The organism is Citrobacter sp. C348 (assembly GCF_047467975.1).
In the GTDB taxonomy this organism is placed as follows: domain Bacteria; phylum Pseudomonadota; class Gammaproteobacteria; order Enterobacterales; family Enterobacteriaceae; genus Citrobacter; species Citrobacter gillenii.
On record NZ_JASJUJ010000016.1, the window covers coordinates 61,006 to 82,421 of the forward strand.

Annotated in this window: 19 protein-coding genes and 2 tRNA genes; 6 read left to right on the plus strand and 15 right to left on the minus strand. The window is 52.4% G+C overall.

Annotated features, from left to right (window positions below; all coding sequences use genetic code 11):
* Window positions 1-10: 10 nt before the first annotated feature.
* The 4 genes from wecA to trxA all read right to left on the minus strand — a co-directional run bounded on the left by wecA (window position 11) and on the right by trxA (window position 3,280).
* Window positions 11-1,114 carry a UDP-N-acetylglucosamine--undecaprenyl-phosphate N-acetylglucosaminephosphotransferase gene (gene wecA, locus QNN86_RS22585; protein ID WP_414212360.1) on the minus strand — a complete coding sequence of 368 codons (1,104 nt, stop codon included), beginning with the start codon at window positions 1,112-1,114 and terminating at the stop codon, window positions 11-13.
* Window positions 1,115-1,351: 237 nt separating this feature from the next.
* Window positions 1,352-2,611: a transcription termination factor Rho gene (rho, locus tag QNN86_RS22590; RefSeq protein WP_096758948.1), complete on the minus strand. Its 1,260-nt coding sequence runs from the start codon at window positions 2,609-2,611 to the stop codon at window positions 1,352-1,354.
* 78 nt (window positions 2,612-2,689) lie between these two features.
* Window positions 2,690-2,818, minus strand: a complete 129-nt coding sequence (locus QNN86_RS22595; protein WP_102191218.1) for a rho operon leader peptide — start codon at window positions 2,816-2,818, stop codon at window positions 2,690-2,692.
* A 132-nt stretch (window positions 2,819-2,950) separates the two neighbouring features.
* A complete protein-coding gene (gene trxA / locus QNN86_RS22600) occupies window positions 2,951-3,280 on the minus strand; it encodes a thioredoxin TrxA (RefSeq protein ID WP_001280776.1) in 330 nt (109 codons plus the stop codon).
* 117 nt (window positions 3,281-3,397) lie between these two features.
* Between trxA and rhlB the strand changes: the two genes are divergently transcribed.
* Both rhlB and gppA read left to right on the plus strand, forming a co-directional pair.
* Complete coding sequence (gene rhlB / locus QNN86_RS22605) at window positions 3,398-4,666, plus strand: ATP-dependent RNA helicase RhlB (protein ID WP_414212361.1); 1,269 nt, start codon at window positions 3,398-3,400, stop codon at window positions 4,664-4,666.
* A 91-nt stretch (window positions 4,667-4,757) separates the two neighbouring features.
* Window positions 4,758-6,239: a guanosine-5'-triphosphate,3'-diphosphate diphosphatase gene (gene gppA, locus QNN86_RS22610; protein ID WP_181618207.1), complete on the plus strand. Its 1,482-nt coding sequence runs from the start codon at window positions 4,758-4,760 to the stop codon at window positions 6,237-6,239.
* A 47-nt stretch (window positions 6,240-6,286) separates the two neighbouring features.
* Here gppA and rep read toward each other — a convergent pair whose 3' ends face one another.
* Window positions 6,287-8,308 (minus strand): DNA helicase Rep, encoded by a 2,022-nt coding sequence (rep, locus tag QNN86_RS22615; RefSeq protein WP_414212362.1) that lies wholly within the window; start codon window positions 8,306-8,308, stop codon window positions 6,287-6,289.
* A gap of 84 nt (window positions 8,309-8,392) precedes the next feature.
* Here rep and ppiC point away from each other — a divergent pair, with 84 nt between their 5' ends.
* A complete protein-coding gene (gene ppiC, locus QNN86_RS22620) occupies window positions 8,393-8,674 on the plus strand; it encodes a peptidylprolyl isomerase PpiC (protein ID WP_015960967.1) in 282 nt (93 codons plus the stop codon).
* Between the two features lie 100 nt (window positions 8,675-8,774).
* Here the strand turns inward: ppiC and ilvC are convergent, their stop codons facing one another.
* Window positions 8,775-10,250: a ketol-acid reductoisomerase gene (ilvC, locus tag QNN86_RS22625; RefSeq protein WP_414212363.1), complete on the minus strand. Its 1,476-nt coding sequence runs from the start codon at window positions 10,248-10,250 to the stop codon at window positions 8,775-8,777.
* Between the two features lie 158 nt (window positions 10,251-10,408).
* Here ilvC and ilvY point away from each other — a divergent pair, with 158 nt between their 5' ends.
* Window positions 10,409-11,299 carry an HTH-type transcriptional activator IlvY gene (gene ilvY / locus QNN86_RS22630; protein WP_181618209.1) on the plus strand — a complete coding sequence of 297 codons (891 nt, stop codon included), beginning with the start codon at window positions 10,409-10,411 and terminating at the stop codon, window positions 11,297-11,299.
* A gap of 33 nt (window positions 11,300-11,332) precedes the next feature.
* Here the strand turns inward: ilvY and ilvA are convergent, their stop codons facing one another.
* From ilvA to ilvL, 6 genes are all read right to left on the minus strand, one after another.
* A complete protein-coding gene (gene ilvA, locus QNN86_RS22635; RefSeq protein WP_414212364.1) occupies window positions 11,333-12,877 on the minus strand; it encodes a threonine ammonia-lyase, biosynthetic in 1,545 nt (514 codons plus the stop codon).
* Between the two features lie 5 nt (window positions 12,878-12,882).
* Complete coding sequence (gene ilvD, locus QNN86_RS22640; RefSeq protein ID WP_182270678.1) at window positions 12,883-14,733, minus strand: dihydroxy-acid dehydratase; 1,851 nt, start codon at window positions 14,731-14,733, stop codon at window positions 12,883-12,885.
* A 61-nt stretch (window positions 14,734-14,794) separates the two neighbouring features.
* On the minus strand, window positions 14,795-15,724 hold the full coding sequence (locus tag QNN86_RS22645; RefSeq protein WP_096758957.1) for a branched-chain amino acid transaminase: 930 nt from the start codon (window positions 15,722-15,724) through the stop codon (window positions 14,795-14,797).
* A gap of 17 nt (window positions 15,725-15,741) precedes the next feature.
* A complete protein-coding gene (gene ilvM / locus QNN86_RS22650; RefSeq protein WP_096758958.1) occupies window positions 15,742-16,005 on the minus strand; it encodes an acetolactate synthase 2 small subunit in 264 nt (87 codons plus the stop codon).
* Window positions 16,002-17,648, minus strand: coding sequence for an acetolactate synthase 2 catalytic subunit (gene ilvG, locus QNN86_RS22655; RefSeq protein WP_279277463.1), 1,647 nt, complete (start codon window positions 17,646-17,648; stop codon window positions 16,002-16,004). Before ilvG ends, ilvM begins: the two co-directional genes overlap by 4 nt.
* Window positions 17,649-17,787: 139 nt before the next feature.
* Window positions 17,788-17,886, minus strand: coding sequence for an ilv operon leader peptide (ilvL, locus tag QNN86_RS22660; protein WP_001311244.1), 99 nt, complete (start codon window positions 17,884-17,886; stop codon window positions 17,788-17,790).
* Between the two features lie 353 nt (window positions 17,887-18,239).
* Here ilvL and QNN86_RS22665 point away from each other — a divergent pair, with 353 nt between their 5' ends.
* A complete protein-coding gene (locus QNN86_RS22665) occupies window positions 18,240-19,760 on the plus strand; it encodes a YifB family Mg chelatase-like AAA ATPase (RefSeq protein ID WP_115259865.1) in 1,521 nt (506 codons plus the stop codon).
* A gap of 25 nt (window positions 19,761-19,785) precedes the next feature.
* Here the strand turns inward: QNN86_RS22665 and maoP are convergent, their stop codons facing one another.
* Window positions 19,786-20,124, minus strand: a complete 339-nt coding sequence (gene maoP, locus QNN86_RS22670; RefSeq protein ID WP_096758961.1) for a macrodomain Ori organization protein MaoP — start codon at window positions 20,122-20,124, stop codon at window positions 19,786-19,788.
* 118 nt (window positions 20,125-20,242) lie between these two features.
* On the opposite strand from maoP, the gene hdfR reads away from it, so the two are divergent.
* Window positions 20,243-21,076, plus strand: coding sequence for an HTH-type transcriptional regulator HdfR (hdfR, locus tag QNN86_RS22675; protein ID WP_096758962.1), 834 nt, complete (start codon window positions 20,243-20,245; stop codon window positions 21,074-21,076).
* Between the two features lie 103 nt (window positions 21,077-21,179).
* Here the strand turns inward: hdfR and QNN86_RS22680 are convergent.
* Both QNN86_RS22680 and QNN86_RS22685 read right to left on the minus strand, forming a co-directional pair.
* Window positions 21,180-21,255, minus strand: a tRNA-Trp gene (locus tag QNN86_RS22680).
* Between the two features lie 52 nt (window positions 21,256-21,307).
* A tRNA-Asp gene (locus tag QNN86_RS22685) sits at window positions 21,308-21,384 on the minus strand.
* Window positions 21,385-21,416 lie beyond the last annotated feature (32 nt).

Below are 21,416 nucleotides of genomic sequence, written 5' to 3' on the forward strand. Positions count from 1 at the left end.
CATCCTCAATTTACTTGGTTAAGTTTGGTTTGCTTTTACGAATTCGTCGCAATCTACGCTTCACACGCTTGATAAATCTCGCGACTTTCCAGGCACGCTTGATACAGAAACCGTAGAGGCCGAATGCTAATAAAAAAAGTACCAGCATGACCCACTCTGGCACTAAACGAAAATATTCAGCCAGTACGCCGATAGATGCCAAAATTGCCGCTGCCAGCGTAATCAGAACAAAGGCCTGTCGGGAAGTAAACCCGGCACGCATCACCAAATGATGAATGTGCTGGCGATCCGCAGAAAAAGGACTCATGCCTTTTCGCAAACGACGATACATGATAGCCACCATATCCATCAGAGGAATGGCGATAATCCACAGCGCAGTAACCGGGCTAATAGGATGGGTTTGACCCTGCGTAGTTTCCAACAGGATCCAAATGATAGTGAAGCCAATCAGCGTACTGCCCGCATCACCCATAAAAACTTTATACCGGCGCCCAAGAATACCCAGATTCAGAAGAATATAAGGCAGAATGGCGGCGATCATCGCGAAGCACCAGATGGCCAGGCTGGTTTGTCCGTCAAACCAGAGGATCAGGCCCATCGCGGCAAAGGAAACGCAGGACAACCCACCTAACAGGCCGTCGATACCGTCCACCATATTGAAGGCATTAATTGCAGCCCAGACGGCGAAGAGCGTCAGTAAATAGCCGAACGGGCCAAGTACCATCTCCCAGGGGCCAAAAATATACCCAAGACTAAGAAGATAAAGTTTGCCTACAACCATCATAATGATACCAATCGCGGCCTGGATGGTGGCGCGAATTTTTACACTGATATCAAAACGGTCGTCCAGCGCACCCACAAAGACCAGCACCCCAGCACAGGCGAGGTAGAGAGAAGCGTGTGGGATGTAATAATCGGCGATGATGAATGTAAAGCAAATACCGGCGTAAACCGAAATGCCCCCAACTAACGGAATCAGTCCCTGATGACGTTTACGGAAGTTGGGTTTATCCACTAAACCGACCTTTTTTGCCACCTTGCGCGCAAAAAAAAGAAACAGTGTTGTGAATAGAAAAATACTGATGAGATCAGTGCCGACTGTCAGTAAATTCACAATGCATGCTCTCAGAGAAAATTATTAGCGGAAGTATAACCATGAAGACCTTTATTCAGAAGGGAAACCCAACGTTACATTAGGCGGTTCTGTTTAATTATCAACCACAAGACAAAAGTTACGAATCTTTTTTAACCAAACGGTAGTAATACCGTATTATCGTTATTGTGTCGTTAAGATTACAGGCACAAAAGCAAAACGCCACGTAAAACGTGGCGTTTTCAGAGGATGCCCGACTTAAGAGCGCTTCATCATATCGAAGAAGTCGTCGTTGGTCTTGGTCATCGCCAGCTTGTTAATGAGGAATTCCATCGCGTCGATTTCACCCATCGGATGAATGATTTTGCGCAGGATCCACATTTTCTGCAGCTCTTCCTGAGTGGTGAGCAGCTCTTCTTTACGGGTACCGGAACGGTTGTAGTCGATAGCCGGGAAGACGCGTTTTTCAGCAATCTTACGCGAGAGGTGCAGTTCCATGTTGCCGGTACCTTTAAACTCTTCATAGATAACTTCATCCATTTTAGAGCCGGTATCGACCAGCGCAGTCGCAATGATGGTCAGGCTGCCGCCCTCTTCCACGTTACGTGCCGCACCGAAGAAACGCTTCGGACGGTGCAGGGCGTTGGCATCAACACCACCAGTCAACACTTTACCGGAAGCCGGTACCACAGTGTTGTAGGCACGCGCCAGACGGGTGATGGAATCAAGCAGGATGATAACGTCTTTCTTGTGCTCAACCAGACGTTTCGCTTTCTCGATAACCATTTCCGCAACCTGAACGTGGCGAGATGCGGGTTCGTCAAAGGTGGAAGCAATCACTTCACCTTTAACCAGACGCTGCATCTCGGTTACTTCTTCCGGACGTTCGTCGATCAGCAGTACCATCAACACGCAGTCTGGGTGGTTGTACGCGATGCTCTGTGCAATGTTCTGCAGCAGCATGGTTTTACCGGCTTTCGGCGGTGCCACAATCAGACCACGTTGGCCGCGACCGATCGGAGACGCCAGATCCAGAACACGAGCCGTTAAGTCTTCTGTAGAACCGTTACCACGTTCCATACGCAGACGTGAGTTTGCGTGCAGCGGGGTTAAGTTCTCGAACAGAATCTTATTACGCGCGTTTTCCGGCTTGTCGTAGTTAACTTCGTTAACTTTCAACAATGCAAAGTAACGCTCACCCTCTTTAGGAGGACGAATCTTACCGGAAATGGTGTCACCAGTGCGGAGGTTGAAACGGCGGATTTGGCTAGGGGATACGTAGATGTCGTCTGGGCCTGCGAGGTAGGAACTGTCTCCAGAACGAAGGAAACCAAATCCATCCTGCAATATCTCCAGCACACCGTCACCAAAGATATCTTCGCCACTCTTTGCGTGCTGCTTCAGGATGGCAAAAATAATGTCCTGCTTGCGCATACGAGCCAGGTTTTCCAGGCCCATATTTTCGCCGAGAGTGATCAGCTCAGAAACCGGCGTATTCTTTAATTCGGTAAGATTCATAATGGTGTGAGTTCTTAAACTTGGGGTAAATCTCGAACTTAATGTTGTGAATGGTATGGCAGGGTCATCCATGCCTGTTTACGGCCATCGACTCATGTCTGTTCGCTGTCTGGTCACAGGAAAGTACGCAGAACTGAAACGACAAGACGGATTGAGCGACAAGCCAGGAATCTGTCCACTTCTCGCGCGAGAAACAACGGGAAGCATTGGATAAACAAGATTCAAACTTAATAAGGTATGTTTAATACGAAGTCAACACTAACTTAGCACGACTCAAGTCGGGCGTCCAGTCATCCGAAGAATTTAGGAATCAGGTCGCCCGAACTTGATAATTCCATCTTACGCCAGGTTAGCGTCGAGGAACTCTTTTAGCTGACCTTTGGACAGTGCGCCGACTTTTGTCGCCGCAACTTCGCCGTTTTTAAACAACAACAGGGTCGGGATACCGCGGATACCATATTTCGGTGCGGTGCCTGGGTTTTGGTCAATGTTCAGTTTCGCAACCGTCAATTTACCCTGATACTCGTCAGCGATTTCATCCAGAATTGGAGCGATCATTTTGCACGGACCGCACCACTCTGCCCAGAAATCAACGAGGATAGCTCCGTCCGCTTTGAGTACATCCGTGTCAAAACTGTCGTCTGTCAGGTGAATAATTTTATCGCTCATAATAACTCCACAGGAAAAAGCCTGGTGTGTTGGTGTAGCATTAACCAACTAAAGGTTGACTTTATTTCACCGTATACGCTTTCGTAAAGCAATAGTAAGCTGATATTCTACCACACTATGAGCAAAACACATTTAACAGAACAGAAGTTTTCCGACTTCGCACTGCACCCAAAGGTGATTGAAGCCCTTGAAAATAAAGGGTTTCATAATTGCACGCCCATTCAGGCACTGGCCCTCCCGCTAACGCTGGCTGGTCGTGATGTCGCAGGACAGGCGCAAACCGGAACCGGGAAAACGATGGCGTTTCTGACGTCAACGTTTCATTATCTTCTCTCTCATCCCGCGATTGCCGATCGCAAGGTGAACCAGCCGCGCGCGCTAATTATGGCGCCAACGCGTGAGTTAGCCGTGCAGATCCATGCCGATGCGGAACCACTGGCGCAAACTACCGGTCTGAAATTAGGCCTGGCTTATGGCGGCGACGGTTACGACAAACAGCTGAAAGTGCTGGAAAGCGGCGTCGATATCCTTATCGGCACCACGGGCCGTCTCATTGACTACGCAAAACAGAATCACATCAACCTGGGCGCGATTCAGGTGGTGGTACTGGATGAAGCCGATCGCATGTACGATCTGGGCTTTATTAAAGATATCCGCTGGCTGTTCCGTCGGATGCCGCCAACCAACCAGCGTCTGAATATGCTGTTTTCCGCGACCCTCTCTTACCGCGTTCGCGAACTGGCGTTCGAACAAATGAACAACGCCGAGTACGTAGAAGTCGAGCCGGAACAGAAGACGGGCCACCGTATCAAAGAAGAGCTCTTCTATCCTTCAAACGAAGAGAAAATGCGTTTACTGCAAACGTTGATCGAAGAAGAGTGGCCAGATCGCGCCATTGTTTTTGCAAACACCAAGCACCGTTGCGAAGATATTTGGGGCAGCCTTGCCGCTGACGGCCATCGCGTCGGTCTGCTGACCGGTGACGTGGCACAGAAAAAACGTCTGCGTATTCTGGAAGAGTTCACCCGTGGCGATCTCGACATTCTGGTTGCAACCGACGTTGCCGCGCGTGGTCTGCATATTCCGGCTGTTACGCATGTATTTAACTATGACCTGCCGGATGACTGCGAAGACTACGTACACCGTATTGGTCGTACCGGTCGTGCAGGCGCAAGCGGACACTCCATCAGCCTGGCCTGTGAAGAGTACGCGTTGAATTTACCTGCCATCGAGACCTATATCGGCCATTCGATTCCGGTCAGCAAGTATAACCCGGATGCACTGATGACCGATTTGCCGAAGCCGCTTCGCCTGACGCGAACGCGCCCTGGCAATGGCCCACGCCGCACCGGTGGTGTTCCGCGTAATCGTCGTCGTTCAGGTTAAGAAACGTTATGCCATACACAAAATCATTCAGCCTGTATCAAGGCGGTGAGAAAACGCAGCCAACACAGATACAGGTTGAAGGATGAAGTGTATGAATTCTACCTCGTTGTATGCAGCAATCGATCTCGGCTCCAATAGTTTTCATATGCTGGTTGTACGCGAGGTAGCGGGAAGCATCCAGACGCTCACGCGGATTAAACGCAAAGTGCGTCTGGCCGCTGGCCTGAATAGTGATAATGCGCTCTCTGCTGAAGCCATGGAGCGCGGTTGGCAGTGTCTACGCCTGTTTGCAGAGCGCCTGCAGGATATTCCTCAGCCACAAATTCGCGTGGTTGCCACGGCAACACTGCGTATCGCCACCAATGCCGACATTTTTATTGCTAAAGCGCAAGAGATCCTCGGCTGTGCCGTTCAGGTTATTAGCGGTGAAGAAGAAGCCCGGCTGATTTATCAGGGAGTTGCCCACACCACCGGGGGTGCCGATCAGCGTCTGGTCGTCGATATCGGCGGAGCCAGTACCGAACTGGTCACCGGCTCAGGTGCACAAACCACCTCTTTGTTTAGCCTGTCGATGGGCTGCGTCACGTGGCTCGAACGGTACTTTACCGATCGAAATCTGGCGCAGGAAAACTTTGACGAGGCAGAGAAGGCGGCGCGTGAAGTGTTACGTCCTGTCGCTGACAATCTACGTTTTCACGGCTGGAAAGTGTGTGTCGGGGCTTCTGGCACCGTACAGGCTCTGCAGGAAATCATGATGGCGCAGGGCATGGACGAGCGCATTACGCTGGCAAAACTTCAGCAGTTAAAGCAGCGCGCCATTCATTGCGGACGTCTTGAAGAGCTGGAAATCGAAGGGTTAACGCTGGAACGTGCGCTGGTGTTCCCCAGCGGGCTGGCAATCCTGATCGCCATTTTCACTGAGCTCAATATCCAGTGTATGACCCTTGCTGGCGGCGCATTACGTGAAGGTCTGGTCTATGGCATGCTGCATCTGGCCGTGGACCAGGATATTCGTAGCCGTACGTTGCGCAATATTCAGCGTCGATTTATGGTCGATACCGATCAGGCGCATCGTGTCGCTAACCTGGCAACTAAGTTCCTCGATCAGGTAGAGAAAAAGTGGCATTTGGAAGCTATCAGCCGCGAACTACTGATTAGTGCCTGTCAGTTGCATGAAATTGGACTCAGCGTCGATTTTAAGCAAGCGCCACAGCATGCGGCCTATCTGGTGCGTAATCTCGATCTTCCGGGATTTACCCCCGCACAGAAAAAACTGTTAGCCACGCTGTTACTCAACCAAACCAACCCGGTCGATCTCTCTTCGCTCCACCAGCAAAACGCGGTGCCGCCGCGTATCGCGGAACATCTTTGCCGTTTGCTCCGTCTGGCGATCATTTTTGCCAGCCGTCGCCGGGACGATTTAGTACCGGAAATTCATCTCGAAGCAAAGAATGAACATCTTACGATAACGCTGCCTGAAGGCTGGCTGGTGCATCATCCGCTCGGTAAAGAGCTTATCGATCAGGAAAGCCAGTGGCAAAGCTATGTCCATTGGCCTTTAGAAGTGCACTAACCCTCAAGTATTGCCGGATAGCCTACGCTTATCCGGCCGACAAAAACCTACTTCTCTTTTGCTTTCGCCATCATTGCCCGAATATTCGCGATGCTGGCTTGCCCTTTCTGCATCCGCTCCTCAGCGCTGACCACTTTTCGCTCCTGCTCCCAGATAATATCGTCCTGCGGTAATTCCAGCAGAAAACGACTCGGCTCCGGGCGCACCAGTTCACCGTACTGACGACGCTCTTTACACAGTGTAAAAATCAGTTCTTTCTGCGCGCGAGTGATGCCAACATAGGCCAGACGACGTTCTTCATCGATGTTATCTTCATCAATGCTGCTCTGATGTGGCAAAAAGCCTTCTTCCATGCCCACCATAAACACGTACGGGAACTCCAGCCCTTTAGAGGCATGTAACGTCATGAGTTGTACCTGATCCAACTCTTCTTCACTCTCGCCACGTTCCATCATGTCGCGCAGGGTAAAGCGGGTAACAACCTGGGTCAGCGTCATCGGTTCATCAATATCACTACCTTCCAGCATTTCCGTCATCCAACTGAAGAGTGTATTGACGTTTTTCATACGCATTTCGGCAGCTTTCGGGCTGGGTGAGGTTTCATAGAGCCACGATTCGTAGTCAATGCCGTGGATCAGATCGCGCACAGCCGCAATCGGGTCACGCTCGGCCAGGCGCTGAATTTCACCCAACCACTGTGTAAAGCGGGTCAGCGACTCATAGCCGCGCCCGGTTAGCGTCTGGCTAAGCCCCATATCAAAGCTGGCGGTGAACAGGCTTTTATTACGCGTCATCGCCCACTCGCCCAGTTTTTGCAGCGTCGCTGGACCAATTTCACGTTTTGGCGTATTCACAATACGCAGAAATGCGCTGTCATCATCCGGGTTACTCAGTACCCGCAGATAGGCCAGCAGATCTTTAATCTCCGGACGGGAGAAAAACGACGTGCCGCCAGAAATTTTGTACGGGATGCGGTTCTGCATCAGGAATTTTTCGAACACCCGCGACTGATGATTACCGCGGTACAGAATCGCGTAATCTTTATACTGCGTCTTGTTAACAAAGTGGTGGGCAATCAGTTCGCCGGTCACGCGCTCTGCTTCATGTTCTTCGTTTTTGGCGCTTAATACCTTAAGTTCGACACCGTAACCCAGCTCGGAAAAAAGTCGTTTTTCAAAAACATGTGGGTTGTTGGCAATGAGGATGTTGGCCGCTTTCAAAATACGTCCGGAAGAACGGTAGTTCTGTTCCAGCTTAACCACCTGCAACGCCGGGAAATCTTTGCTCAGCAGCACCAGGTTTTGCGGACGTGCACCACGCCAGGAATAGATAGACTGGTCGTCATCGCCCACCACGGTAAAGCGCGCACGGCTACCCACCAGCAGTTTTACCAGCTCGTACTGGCTGGTGTTGGTATCCTGATATTCATCCACCAGCAGATAACGAATCTTGTTCTGCCAGCGTTCACGGACCTCTTCATTGCGCTGGAGCAGCAGCGTAGGCAGCAAAATCAGATCGTCAAAATCCAGCACGTTACAGGCCTTCATGTGCGCATCGTACAGCCCGTAACAGTGGGCAAAAATACGATCGCGCTCGCCTTTAGCGCTGGCTGCCGCCTGTACCGGCGTCATCAGATCGTTCTTCCAGTTGGAGATCGTCGAGATCAGCTGTTGGAGAATTAGCTTATCGTCTTCGATGAGCCCTTCGGTCAACTCCTTCAGCAACGCTACCTGGTCGGTGTCATCGAACAATGAAAAGTTCGACTTCATGCCCAGCGCTGCGTATTCACGCTTGATAATGTCCAGCCCCAGGGTATGGAAGGTGGAGATCATCAGCCCACGCGCCTCTTTACGGCCCAGCGTCTGCGCCACACGCTCTTTCATCTCGCGCGCGGCCTTGTTGGTAAAGGTCACTGCCGCAATATGCCGCGCCTGATAGCCGCAAACGCGGATCAGGTGTGCAATTTTGTTGGTGATCACGCGAGTTTTGCCGGAACCTGCACCCGCCAGCACCAGGCAGGGTCCGGTGACGAATTCGACGGCTTGTTGTTGTCCGGGATTTAAACGCATAAAGATCACTCAATGAAAGTCGGGAGGGGAAATTTAGAGCATGGTAGTATAGCCAGCCTCAACCACCCCACTCAAGGCACGATCATGGCAAAAACAGCAGCAGCACTGCATATCCTTGTTAAAGAAGAGAAACTGGCTCTGGATCTTCTGGAGCAAATTAAAAATGGTGCCGACTTCGAGAAGCTGGCGAAGAAACACTCTACCTGCCCGTCAGGTAAGAAAGGCGGTCACCTGGGTGAGTTCCGTCAGGGCCAGATGGTTCCGGCATTTGATAAAGTGGTCTTCTCCTGCCCGGTGCTGGAGCCAACAGGCCCGCTGCACACCCAGTTCGGTTACCACATCATTAAGGTGCTGTACCGTAACTAATAGAAAGCCCGGAGTATAAACCTCCGGGCTTTTTTGCCTGATGGCACTTCGCTTATCAGGCCTACTAAATTCTATAAATATGACATTCTTCTACGAGGAATTAGCCCGCGACGGCGATACGCTTCATATCGGTCATATATCCGCGCAGTTTCTGGCCCACTTTCTCGATTGCGTGACCACGAATCGCATCGTTCACATCGCGCAGTTGCGCGTTGTCGACCGCACCTTCAGCAATCGCTTTGCCCAGGTCGCCAGTTTGCAGCGTAGTCATGAACTCTTTCAGCAGCGGTACGCAAGCATAAGAGAACAGGTAGTTACCGTACTCAGCGGTATCGGAGATCACCACGTTCATTTCATACAGACGCTTACGGGCGATGGTGTTCGCGATCAGCGGCAGTTCGTGCAGTGATTCGTAGTAAGCAGACTCTTCGATGATGCCGGAATCCACCATGGTTTCAAACGCCAGCTCAACACCCGCTTTCACCATCGCGATCATCAGAACGCCTTTATCGAAGTACTCCTGCTCGCCGATTTTACCGTCGAACTGTGCAGCGGTTTCGAACGCGGTTTTACCGGTCTCTTCACGCCAGGTCAGCAGTTTCTTATCGTCGTTAGCCCAGTCAGCCATCATACCGGAGGAAAATTCACCGGAGATGATGTCGTCCATGTGTTTCTGGAACAGCGGCGCCATGATCTCTTTTAACTGTTCGGACAACGCGTAAGCGCGCAGCTTAGCCGGGTTAGACAAACGGTCCATCATCAGGGTGATGCCGCCCTGCTTCAGCGCTTCGGTGATGGTTTCCCAGCCGAACTGAATCAGTTTTTCCGCGTATGCCGGGTCGGTACCTTCCTCCACCAGCTTGTCGAAGCACAGCAGAGAACCTGCCTGTAACATACCGCACAGGATAGTCTGCTCGCCCATCAGATCAGATTTCACTTCCGCGACGAAAGAGGACTCCAGTACGCCCGCACGGTGACCACCGGTTGCCGCAGCCCAGGCTTTAGCAATCGCCATGCCTTCGCCTTTCGGATCGTTTTCCGGGTGAACCGCAATCAGGGTCGGTACGCCGAAACCACGTTTGTACTCTTCACGCACTTCGGTACCCGGGCACTTCGGCGCTACCATCACCACGGTGATGTCTTTACGGATCTGTTCGCCTACTTCCACGATGTTGAAGCCGTGGGAGTAACCCAACGCCACACCGTCTTTCATCAGCGGCTGTACGGAACGCACAACGTCGGAGTGCTGCTTGTCTGGCGTCAGGTTCACTACCAGATCCGCCTGCGGGATCAGCTCTTCGTAGGTACCGACTTTAAAACCGTTTTCGGTCGCTTTACGCCAGGAAGCGCGCTTCTCGGCAATCGCTTCTTTACGCAAGGCGTAAGAAATATCCAGACCGGAGTCACGCATGTTCAGGCCCTGGTTCAGACCCTGAGCGCCACAGCCGACGATGACCACTTTTTTACCCTGAAGGTAGCTCGCGCCGTCGGCGAATTCGTCGCGGCCCATAAAGCGACATTTGCCCAGCTGTGCCAGCTGCTGGCGCAGGTTCAGTGTATTAAAGTAGTTAGCCATGATGGTGTACTCCGTGATGTTGTGTTGTTGTGCTTATTATTCGGTTCGCGTCTCAGCGAGAATGAACCCACATTACAACAGGAAATTTATTGCGGAAATTGATATATTCACAACGTCACGTTGCAATTTATGCAATGTAAAATCGTGGAGTGCGAGCCGTGGATTTACGCGATCTAAAAACCTTCCTGCATCTGGCGGAAAGCCGCCATTTTGGCCGCAGCGCGCGGGCGATGCACGTCAGCCCCTCGACGCTTTCACGCCAGATCCAGCGACTGGAAGAAGACCTCGGTCAGCCGTTATTTGTGCGTGATAACCGTACGGTTACCCTCACCGAAGCGGGCGAAGAGCTGCGCGTCTTTGCCCAACAGACGCTGTTGCAGTATCAGCAGTTACGTCACACCCTCGATCAACAAGGGCCGTCGCTGTCAGGCGAGCTGCATATTTTCTGTTCGGTGACCGCCGCATATAGCCATCTGCCGCCAATTCTTGATCGCTTTCGCGCCGAACACCCGTCGGTGGAGATTAAGCTCACCACCGGCGATGCTGCCGATGCTATGGAAAAAGTGGTGACGGGAGAAGCGGACCTGGCCATCGCCGGGAAGCCCGAAACGCTGCCGGGCGCGGTGGCATTTTCCATGCTGGAAAATCTGGCGGTGGTGCTGATCGCCCCGGCGTTACCCTGCCCGGTGCGCAATCAGGTTTCCGTTGATGACCCCGACTGGTCGACGGTGCCGTTTATCATGGCCGACCAGGGCCCGGTACGCCGCCGCATTGAGCTGTGGTTCCGCCGCCATAAAATCAGCAATCCGTCGATTTACGCCACCGTTGGCGGCCATGAGGCGATGGTGTCGATGGTGGCACTGGGCTGCGGTGTGGCGTTGCTGCCGGAAGTGGTGCTGGAAAATAGCCCTGAACCGGTGCGCAACCGAGTGATGATTTTAGAACGTAGCGACGAGAAAACACCGTTTGAGCTGGGCGTTTGCGCACAAAAAAAGCGGCTGCATGAGCCGCTGATTGAGGCATTCTGGAAGATATTACCAAACCACTAGTTGCCGGATAGTGGCGCAAGCGCCTTAACCGGACTACCCCGCCAGAAAGAATCTGAATGCCGGGTTATGACTCTCATCGTGGCAATCGTAGCCCAGTTCGTTGATCCGCGTTTCAAAATCCGGTTCATGATCGCCCAGTTCAAACGCCGCCAGCACACGACCGTAGTCGGTACCGTGGCTGCGGTAATGGAACAACGAAATATTCCAGTGGGTCCCTAAGGTATGCAGGAATTTCAGCAGCGCTCCCGGAGACTCCGGAAACTCAAAACTGTACAGACGTTCCTGTAGCGGTTTCGAGGGGCGTCCACCGACCATATAGCGCACGTGTAGCTTGGCCATTTCATCATCGGACAGATCCACCACGCTGTAACCGCCGTCGCTAAGCAACTGGAGGATTTCTTTGCGCTCTTCCAGACCGCGGCTCAGGCGTACGCCGACAAAAATGCAGGCATCTTTCGCATCGGCAAACCGGTAGTTAAATTCGGTCACCGAACGTCCACCCAACAGCTGGCAGAATTTCAGGAAACTCCCCTTTTCTTCCGGGATTGTCACCGCCAGCAGCGCTTCACGTTGTTCACCCAGCTCGCAGCGTTCAGACACATAGCGCAGGCCGTGGAAATTGACGTTGGCACCGGACAGCACGTGCGCCAGACGTTCACCACGAATATTGTGCTGGGCGATGTATTTTTTCATCCCCGCCAGCGCCAGTGCGCCAGACGGCTCCGCCACCGCACGCACGTCTTCGAACAAGTCTTTCATCGCCGCGCAGATTGCATCGCTATCAACGGTGATAATGTCGTCGAGGTATTCCTGACACAGGCGGAAGGTTTCATCACCGATGCGTTTCACCGCCACGCCTTCAGCAAACAGGCCTACGCGCGGCAGATCGACCGGGTGGCCCGCATCCAGTGCCGCCTTCAGGCAGGCTGAGTCTTCGGCTTCCACGGCAATAACTTTGATTTGTGGCATCAGCTGTTTAATCAGCACCGCCACACCCGCCGCCAGACCGCCGCCGCCAACCGGAACAAATATCCGATCGAGATGCGCATCCTGCTGCAGCAGCTCAAGCGCCAGTGTGCCCTGCCCGGCAATCACCATCGGGTGATCGAATGGCGGAACCCAAGTGAAACCTTGTTGCTGTGCCAGTTCAATCGCTTTGGCTTTCGCTTCATCAAAATTGGCACCGTGCAGCAGCACTTCGCCACCGAAACTGCGAACGGCATCGACTTTGATATCCGCGGTAGCCGTTGGCATGACGATCAGCGCCTTCACCCCAAGGCGCGCAGAGGAGAAGGCCACGCCCTGAGCATGGTTTCCTGCCGACGCGGTGATCACGCCCTGCGCTTTTTGCGCTTCAGTCAGGCCTGCCATCATCGCGTAGGCCCCGCGCAGCTTGAAACTGTGAACGGGTTGACGGTCTTCGCGCTTCACCAGGACCACGTTATCAAGGCGCGAAGAGAGTTTTTCCATTTTCTGTAGCGGCGTTACCTGCACCGCTTCATAGACCGGCGCACGCAGTACCGCCCTGAGATACTCGGCACCCTCAGGAGCGCCGGATAGAGGTTGTGAATCCGCCATGGCCATTACCCCCCTAGCTTCGATTTATCGCGCACCGCGCCTTTGTCGGCGCTGGTTGCCAGACTGGCGTAGGCGCGCAGTGCAAAGGAGACCTGACGCTGGCGATCTTTTGGCGTCCAGGCTTTATCACCGCGAGCATCCTGCGCTTCACGACGGGCTGCGATCTCCGCATCGCTCAACAACAGCTGAATGCCACGATTCGGGATATCAATCGCAATCATGTCGCCGTCTTCGATAATCGCAATGTTGCCGCCGCTCGCCGCTTCCGGAGAAACGTGACCGATAGACAGACCTGATGTCCCGCCGGAGAAACGACCGTCGGTAATAAGGGCGCAGGCTTTGCCGAGACCCATTGATTTCAGGAATGTGGTTGGGTAGAGCATTTCCTGCATCCCCGGTCCACCTTTCGGTCCTTCGTAGCGAATCACCACCACATCACCAGCAACCACTTTGCCACCGAGGATGGCTTCAACGGCATCGTCCTGACTCTCAAAGACTTTCGCCGGGCCGGTGAACTTCAGGATGCTGTCATCCACGCCTGCGGTTTTCACGATACAGCCGTTTTCTGCAAAGTTACCGTACAGCACCGCCAGACCGCCGTCTTTGCTGTAAGCGTGTTCCAGCGAGCGGATACAGCCTTCAGCGCGATCGTCATCCAGCGTGTCCCAGCGGCAATCTTGCGAAAACGCCTGGGTGGTACGAATGCCCGCCGGGCCGGCGCGGAACATGTTTTTCACCGCCTCATCTTGGGTCAGCATGACATCATAGCGATCCAGAGTTTGTGGCAGGGTCAGCCCCAGCACGTTTTTCACGTCGCGGTTCAGTAATTCGGCGCGATCCAGCTCACCTAAAATCCCCAGTACGCCGCCCGCGCGGTGGACATCTTCCATATGATATTTCTGGGTGCTCGGCGCGACTTTACACAGCTGTGGCACTTTGCGGGACAGCTTGTCGATATCACTCATGGTGAAGTCGATTTCAGCTTCCTGTGCAGCCGCCAGCAGGTGCAGAACGGTATTTGTGGAACCCCCCATGGCGATATCCAGGGTCATGGCATTTTCAAACGCCGCCTTGTTGGCAATATTGCGCGGCAGCGCAGAATCATCATTCTGTTCGTAATAGCGTTTGGTCAGCTCAACGATACGTGAACCCGCATTGAGGAACAGCTGTTTACGATCGGCGTGGGTGGCCAGCAGCGAACCGTTACCCGGCTGCGACAGGCCCAGCGCTTCAGTCAGGCAGTTCATCGAGTTAGCGGTGAACATCCCCGAACAGGAACCACAGGTCGGACAGGCGGAGCGCTCAATCTGATCGCTTTGCGAATCAGAGACTTTCGGGTCCGCGCCCTGAATCATCGCATCCACCAGATCGAGTTTGATTATCTGATCGGAGAGTTTGGTTTTACCGGCTTCCATCGGGCCACCGGACACAAAGATCACCGGGATGTTCAGGCGCAGGGAAGCCATTAACATTCCCGGGGTGATTTTGTCGCAGTTAGAGATGCAGACCATCGCATCGGCACAGTGGGCGTTAACCATGTACTCGACCGAATCAGCAATCAGCTCGCGCGACGGCAGTGAATACAGCATGCCCCCGTGGCCCATGGCGATACCGTCATCCACGGCGATAGTATTAAACTCTTTGGCTACGCCGCCGGAAGCTTCAATTTGTTCGGCAACCAGCTTACCGAGATCGCGCAGATGCACGTGGCCCGGCACGAACTGGGTAAACGAGTTTACGACGGCGATAATCGGCTTACCGAAGTCATCGTCAGTCATCCCGGTGGCGCGCCACAGCGCGCGGGCTCCCGCCATATTGCGGCCATGTGTTGTTGTGGCGGAACGATACTTAGGCATGCTTTATTTACTCCCGTCTGACTATTTAAATGGGACGGTGCGTGCCGTCCCAAATTTATACTTAGTGATTAACCTGATCCAACCAGCCGTATTTATCTTCCGTTTCACCGGTGAAGAGGCCAAAGAAGGCCTGCTGAATGCGCTTAGTGACCGGGCCACAACGGCCTTCACCCACCTGGATACCGTCAACGCTGCGCACCGGGGTAATTTCTGCCGCCGTACCGGACATGAACACTTCATCGGCCAGATACAACGACTCGCGAGACAGCACCTGTTCACGCACTTCGATATCGAGGTCTTTCGCCAGTTTGATAATCGCATCACGTGTGATGCCCGGCAGCGCGGAAGAGGTAAACGGTGGAGTAAACAGAATGCCGTCTTTAACTTCAAACAGGTTTTCACCCGCGCCTTCGGAGATGTAGCCGTTCACATCCAGCGCAATACCTTCCTGATAACCATGACGACGCGCTTCGCTACCCACCAGCAGTGAAGACAGGTAGTTACCACCCGCCTTGGCGGCGGTAGGAATGGTGTTGGGTGCGACACGGTTCCAGGAAGAAACCATCGCGTCGATCCCCTGATCCAGGGCATCAGCACCCAGGTAAGCACCCCACGGGAACGCAGCGATGATCACATCCGTGGTGTATCCCGCCGGTGGGTTAACGCCCATGCCGACATCGCCAACAAACACCAGCGGGCGGATGTACGCACTGGTCAGGTTGTTTTTACGGATCACCGCACGGCAAGCTTCCATCAACTCATCAACGCTCTGAGAAACCGGAAAACGATAAATCTTGGCTGAATCACGCAGACGCTGCATGTGTTCGCGATGACGGAACACCACCGGCCCTTTGTGAGAATCGTAGCAACGGATACCTTCAAATACGGATGTACCGTAGTGCAGCGCATGGGACATCACATGAACCTTCGCGTCTTCCCAACGAATCATCTCGCCATTAGACCAAATGAAATCAGCTTTTTTCGTCGTCATTTCTCTTCCTTTTGCGCTCAGGCGCGAATTTGTTGTGATGTGGTTGTGCTCTGGCAGATAGCAACATGTGCAACATCGACCAGTTTACTTAACTGACTAAACAGTAAGTCGACCGACCGTGGGCTGGCAACGGTCAATTCAATATTTATATTCTGCGCATCGCTGGCTGCGTTCATATTCATGGAGCACACCTGAAAACCACGATGGCGTACCACGCGCAAAACACGTTCTAACGTTTCCGGATTGAAACGAGCCTCAACGGCGACCTGATGTTGCATCATGATGATTTCTCCAGCATTTCTGAGTTACTGGCACCAGGAGGTACCAGAGGCCAGACATTCTCAAGTTCGTCGATTGAGACATGAAGCAGGTATGGCCCCTTACTGTTCAGCATGGTGTCGAGCGCTGCTTCAACCTGGTCTTTACGGGTGATGTGTTGGCCTGGGATGCCGAAGGCACTGGCTAACATGAGGAAATCGGGATTATCGGTCAGGGTAGTTTCGCTATAGCGTTCCTGGAAAAACAGCTGCTGCCATTGTCGCACCATGCCTAACCGTTGGTTGTCGAGTAAGACGATCTTCAGCGGCAACTGCTTGCGTTTTACGGTGCCCAGCTCCTGCACATTCATCATGAAAGAGCCGTCACCGGAGATACAGATGACCGTATCATTCGGACGGGCCACCTGCGCCCCCACTGCTGCAGGTAAACCAAAGCCCATCGTCCCCAGGCCGCTGGAGGTGATGAAGTTCTCCGGGCGAGTGTAGGTCATGTGTTGTGCTGACCACATCTGATGCTGACCAACATCCGTCGTCACCACGCTATCCTTATGTTTCCTTTCGGACAGCTGTTTTAACAACAGCGGAGCGTAAATAGCCTCCCCCGGATGATCGTAGCGCCAGGCATGTTCTGCGCGCATGTCAGCGGCATACTGGCACCATTCGTTGATGGCCAGCGGTTGTTGTAATGCGGGTAACAGCATATTCAAGTCGCCTTGCAGCGCAACGTGTACCTGACGCAATTTATTCATCTCGGCCGGATCGATATCCATGTGGATCACGCTGGCATTGGGGGCAAAGGTGTTCAGCTTGCCGGTCACCCGGTCATCAAAACGTGCACCGACAGCGATCAGCAAATCGCACTCCTGCACCGCAAAGTTTGCCGCTTTGGTGCCATGCATGCCCAGCATACCCAGATAGTACGGGTAATCTGCATCCACAGCGCCAAGGCCTTTCAACGTACAAACCACCGGCACATGCGTTGCGGCGATAAACTCACGCAGCGCTGGAACCGCCTGCGCCATCCCTACGCCACCACCTACGTACAGCACGGGTTTCTGTGCCTTCGCCAACATCTTGCGGGCTTGTTCAATCTCAGCATGTGGGAAAGCAACTGCGTTTTCGACGGTGGTGAAATAGGGCTCCAGCGTACCACTGGCTAACTGAATGTCTTTCGGGATATCAACCAGAACCGGACCCGGACGACCAGAGTTCGCCACGTCGAAGGCCTCGGCCATGATACGCGGCAGCTCTTCCAGCGACTGCACCAGGAAACTATGTTTGGTACATGACAGCGACATGCCGAGTACATCCACTTCCTGGAACGCATCGGTGCCGATAAACGGGGAAGAGACTTGACCAGTGATCGCCACAACGGGAACGGAATCTAACAGCGCATCTGCCAGGCCGGTGATCAGGTTGGTTGCACCAGGACCGGAAGTCGCGATACAGACACCGGTTTTACCGGTTGAGCGGGCATAGCCAATCGCCGCCATCGCCGCCCCCTGCTCGTGTCGACACAACAGGTGTTCTACGCCGCCGTCGTACAACGCATCGTAAACCGGCATAATTGCGCCACCGGGATAGCCAAAGACGGTTTTCACCCCTTGTGCACGCAACGCATGTACCACCCACTGTGCCCCATTCATAGTTACATCCCCGCCGTAAATCTTGAGAAACAGAATTTTATGCTAGTGTTCACTTTCTGCTCCTCGTTTAAGTTTTTAAGGTCAAAAAAAACCCCCGAACCTTTCGGTGCGGGGGTCTTAGTTCGTTAAGGCTTGTTTTCTAAGCCTTTCCTCGTCCAAGTGCAGCCCCGCACGGTGGGATAATAATCACCACCACGCTAATCACGACCAGGCTAATCACTCGTAGAAGGGCTGTCATTTTTGTATTTTCTTGCATCTTGTTCGAAGGAATACCTAAAGAGTTACCATAGAGTTTCACTATGGCACAAGATATTTCTGCATTCATTTTTCTGACACGGTTAACGGTTTCTATAAATCACCTTGTTTTTTATACAAAAAATAGAAAATGAAAATATTTCACGTTATTCAGTCAACACGATCATGTTTTCCCTTTGCAGGCGGCACTTTGAGCGGCGCTTGTGAGCGTTGTTCCAGAGGTTACGTAAAATATTAACCCTTGCATAAAAATACATGAATCAGCATCTAAAAGTATCAATCAAGCAAGATATCGTCGCCATCTATTAAGACATAATGCCTGCATCAGGAGGGGTTATGTCACTGTCGATAGTCCACACGCGCGCCGCATTAGGCGTCAATGCACCACCCATTACTATTGAAGTCCATATTAGTAATGGCTTGCCCGGTTTAACCATGGTTGGACTACCCGAAACCACCGTGAAAGAGGCTCGAGATCGAGTTCGCAGTGCGATTATTAATAGCGGGTATGAATTTCCGGCCAAGAAGATAACCATCAACCTTGCCCCGGCAGATCTGCCTAAAGAAGGAGGGAGATATGATTTACCTATCGCCATTGCGCTTCTGGCTGCGTCAGAGCAGCTTACAACACATAATCTCGATACTTATGAGTTAGTCGGTGAACTAGCGCTTACAGGTGCTCTACGTGGCGTTCCCGGAGCAATATCCAGCGCAACTGAAGCAATTCGCGCAGGTAGGCGAATTATTGTCGCAAAAGAGAACGCTGCAGAAGTGGGGCTAATACACGGCGAGGGCTGCCTGATTGCCGATCACCTGCAAGCCGTGTGCGCATTTCTCGAAGGTAAGCATGAATTAGAAAGGCCTGTTTGCGTAGAGATTCCACCTTCAGGCTCATCTGATGACCTCAGTGACGTCATCGGCCAGGAACAGGGCAAGCGAGGGCTGGAGATTACCGCTGCAGGCGGCCACAATCTCTTGCTCATCGGCCCGCCGGGTACGGGAAAAACGATGCTTGCCAGTCGCCTTCGCGGATTGTTACCACCGTTAAGCAATGATGAGGCTCTGGAAAGCGCGGCAATTCTCAGTCTGGTCAATTCCGACACCATACAAAAACAGTGGAAGCAACGCCCCTTTCGCTCACCCCATCACAGCGCGTCCTTAACCGCAATGGTAGGAGGAGGATCGATACCGGCACCGGGCGAGATTTCTCTGGCACATAACGGCATATTATTTCTGGATGAATTGCCCGAGTTTGAACGCCGTACGCTGGATGCCCTGCGTGAGCCTATTGAATCCGGACAGATTCATTTATCACGCACCCGGGCAAAAATAACCTACCCGGCACGCTTTCAATTGATAGCAGCAATGAATCCAAGCCCAACAGGGCACTATCAGGGAAACCACAACCGTTGTACCCCAGAGCAAACGCTACGTTACCTCAATCGCTTATCTGGCCCTTTTCTCGACCGCTTCGATTTGTCCCTCGAAATACCCCTTCCACCGCCCGGTATACTCAGTCAGCGAGCAGCAAAGGGAGAAGACAGTGAGACGGTGAAGAAACGGGTTATGGCCGCGCGTGAGCGCCAGTATCAGCGGCAAAATAAGTTAAATGCGCATCTGGGCAGCCAGGATATACATCAATTCTGCGTCTTACACAGGGATGACGCACGCTGGCTGGAGGAAACGTTAGCACATCTTGGATTGTCCATCCGCGCATGGCTGCGCTTGATAAAGGTCGCTCGCACAATTGCAGATATTGAGCAATGTGACCAGATCACCCGTCAACATTTACAGGAAGCCGTTGGCTATCGGGCAATAGACAGGTTGTTAATCCATTTACAGAAACTACTGGCATAAAAAAAGGGCTTTCGCCCTTTTTTTATTAATCCTCTGACTCGGTGTAATCTTCCGCACCTTCTACCTGAGGTTTGCCGCCAGACAGCGTGTGGAAACGTTTTGGACGCTTAATACGCGTCATGTATTTAGACCACACACGTTCCGCTTCGGTAACCGGCTCACGTTCACCACGGCATACCGCCACAAACAACTTCTCTTCTTCAGTTACCGGCTCACGCTTGCCCAGATCCAGCTCATTAAAGGCATAACCGTGACGCTCAAGCAGCTGTGCCTCTTTAATGGTGAAATCACCATGACGAGAGAATCCGCGGGGGTAATATTTATTGTCGAAATATCGATTAGTCGTCGTAAAGCTTTCCGCCATCCTGCACGCTCCTAATTCTTTGGCCGAGCTATTTATGGCGCGGAGTATTAGTTACGCTTGACAGAGCGTCAAACAAAAGATTTAAATCATAACGACAAATAATTTTATGGAGTGAGTTGTGGATACGGAATTGTTAAAGACTTTCCTGGAAGTTAGCCGAACGCGCCACTTTGGCCGGGCAGCTGAAGCGCTCTATTTGACCCAATCGGCGGTCAGTTTTCGCATCAGACAACTGGAAAATCAACTGGGTGTGAACCTCTTCACCCGACACAGAAACAATATCCGTTTAACCGCTGCGGGTGAAAAATTATTGCCATATGCTGAAACGCTGATGAATACGTGGCAAGCAGCACGTAAGGAGGTCGCAAATACCTCACGCCATAATGAGTTCTCTATCGGTGCCAGCGCTTCCCTTTGGGAATGCATGCTCAATGGCTGGCTGGGTCGTTTATATCAGTCGCAGGTGCCGCAAACCAGCCTGCAGTTTGAAGCCAGGATCGCGCAGCGCCAGTCGCTAGTAAAGCAACTCCATGAACGACAGCTTGATCTGCTGATTACTACTGAATCCCCAAAAATGGACGAATTTAGCAGTCAACTACTGGGGTATTTCACGCTGGCGCTCTATTGCAGCGCTCCATCACAAACAAAAGATGAACTGAATTATCTGCGTCTGGAGTGGGGACCTGATTTTCAACAACACGAAGCGGGATTAGTTGCCGGCGACGAAGTACCAGTGCTAACCACCAGTTCTGCTGAGCTAGCAAGACAGCAACTTCCTGTACTGAAGGGGTTTAGTTGGCTTCCCGTGTGTTGGGCGAAAACAAAAAGCGATCTCCATATAGTTTCTGACAGCACGACACTTTCACGTCCGTTGTATGCGGTCTGGCTACAAAATAGCGATAAACATACGCTTATCTGCGATCTGCTGAAAACGAATATTCTGGATGATTAAAATGGACGCTGGCAAGGATGCCGGAAACAGGAAATAAACAGTATGAAGGTGGCGTCATTTTCAGATAAAAAAAATCCTTAGCAAAAATGCTAAGGATTGTTTCTGGCAGGGGCGGAGAGACTCGAACTCGCGACACCCGGTTTTGGAGACCGGTGCTCTACCAACTGAGCTACGCCCCTATATTTCTTATCATTAAGCCTGCTAAGGTAGCAGGCTTAATTTTCTAATAAGTGGCGGAACGGACGGGACTCGAACCCGCGACCCCCTGCGTGACAGGCAGGTATTCTAACCAACTGAACTACCGCTCCACCGAATTTCTTTGTCACTACCCGGATTTTTT